We start from the raw sequence: 1,738 nt of genomic DNA, 5'->3' as shown, positions 1-1,738 counted from the left end.
GACAAGCTGGTGCGCGCCAACACCGGCGTGCTGTGGTTCCGCGTCCGGGTGCAGGGTGTGCCCGTCCACGTGCGCGAGGCGGGCTCCGGCGCCAACGCCATCGAGGCCGCCTACGAGCTGATCAAGGGGCTGCGCGCGCTCGAGGCCGCGTGGAACGACCAGAAGAGCGACCACCGCTACTTCGAAGAGCTCGACCACCCGATCAACTTCAACGTGGGCAAGATCGCGGGCGGCGACTGGGCCTCGTCGGTGCCGGCATGGTGCGAATTCGATTGCCGCATCGCGCTTTATCCCGGCATCAAGGCCGCGGACGCCGCCCGCGAGATCGAGGACCACCTGCGCCGCGTGTCGGACGGCATCCCGTTCCTTGCCAACAACCCGCCGCAGGTCATCTTCAACGGCTTCTTCGCCGAGGGCTACGTGCTCGAAGAGGGCACCGAGGCCGAGGAGACCCTCGCCCGCGCCCACATGTCGAGCTACGCCAAGCCGCTCGAGAGCTTCGTGACGCCGGGCTATCTCGATGGCCGGGTCTTCGTGATCTACGGCGAGACCCCCTGCCTCGTCTACGGCCCCTACTCCGAGGCGATCCACGGCTTCGACGAGCGCGTGAAGCTGTCGTCGGTGAAGCGCGTGACGGGCACGATTGCGCTCTTTATCGCCGAATGGTGCGGGCTGGAGGAGATTTGATCAAATTCCCACGTGACCTTTCCCGCCAACTGCACTTAGACTTGCCGCCAACGGGGACCCGAGTCTCCCATGGCCCTTCCCCGAACCGAAACCCCGGGCCCGCGCGGGCCCGACAGCCAACAAGGGATCCCAAATGAACCAGCGTCCGAATTCGCTTCACGCCGCCGACATCGCCTACACGATGCACCCCTACACCAACATGCGCCTGCATGAGGAAAAGGGTCCGATGATCATGAGCCATGGCGACGGCGCCAAGGTCTATGACACCGAGGGCAAGGAATACATCGAGGCACTGGCAGGCCTGTGGTCGGTCGCGGTGGGCTTCTCGGAGACCCGTCTCGCCGATGCCGCCTACGAGCAGCTCAAGAAGCTGCCCTACTACCACACCTTCGCGCACAAGTCGCACGAGCCGTCGATCCGTCTGGCCGAGAAGCTCGTCGAGATGACCCCCGAGGGGCTCAACAAGGTGTTCTTCACCAACTCCGGCTCGGAAGCCAACGACACCGTCGTCAAGATGGTCTGGTTCCTCAACAACGGCCTCGGCCGCCCGGAGAAGAAGAAGTTCCTGTCGCGCAACAAGGCCTACCACGGCATCACCATCGCGTCGGGCTCGCTCACCGGCCTGCCGGCGAACCAGAAGGACTTCGACCTTCCGGCGATCCCGGTCACCCACCTGACCACGCCGCACTACTGGAAGTTCGCCGAGGAAGGCGAGACCGAAGAAGAGTTCACCGCGCGCCTGCTGAAGGAACTCGAGGACACCATCATCGCCGAGGGCCCCGAGACCATCGGCGCCTTCATCGGTGAGCCCGTGATGGGCGCCGGCGGTGTCATGGTGCCGCCCGAGGGCTACTGGCCCGGCGTCGCGGAAATCTGCGCCAAGTACGACATCCTGCTGGTGGCGGACGAGGTCATCAACGGCTTCGGCCGGACCGGCAAGCCCTTCGGCTGCGAGCGCTTCGGCTTCACCCCCGACATCCTCGTGACCTCGAAGCAGCTCACCTCGTCCTACATGCCGCTCGCCGCCATCGTGGTGAACGACAAGGTCTAC

Annotated in this window: 2 protein-coding genes; both read left to right on the top strand. The window is 65.2% G+C overall.

Translation table 11 applies throughout. The annotated features are described in order from the left end of the window. Nucleotides 1-687, top strand: a 687-nt coding sequence (locus HC022_RS25840) for a peptidase dimerization domain-containing protein (protein WP_167454293.1), incomplete at its 5' end; no start/stop codon positions are given. A gap of 133 nt (nucleotides 688-820) precedes the next feature. Continuing rightward, on the top strand, nucleotides 821-1,738 hold a 918-nt coding region (locus HC022_RS25835; RefSeq protein WP_167454292.1), incomplete at its 3' end, for an aminotransferase.

Origin of the sequence: Salipiger sp. HF18, from assembly GCF_011806505.1 — a bacterium.
Taxonomy (GTDB): Bacteria; Pseudomonadota; Alphaproteobacteria; order Rhodobacterales; family Rhodobacteraceae; genus Salipiger; species Salipiger thiooxidans.
Note: the sequence above shows the minus strand (reverse complement) of the source record. Positions and strands in the feature narration are given on the sequence as shown.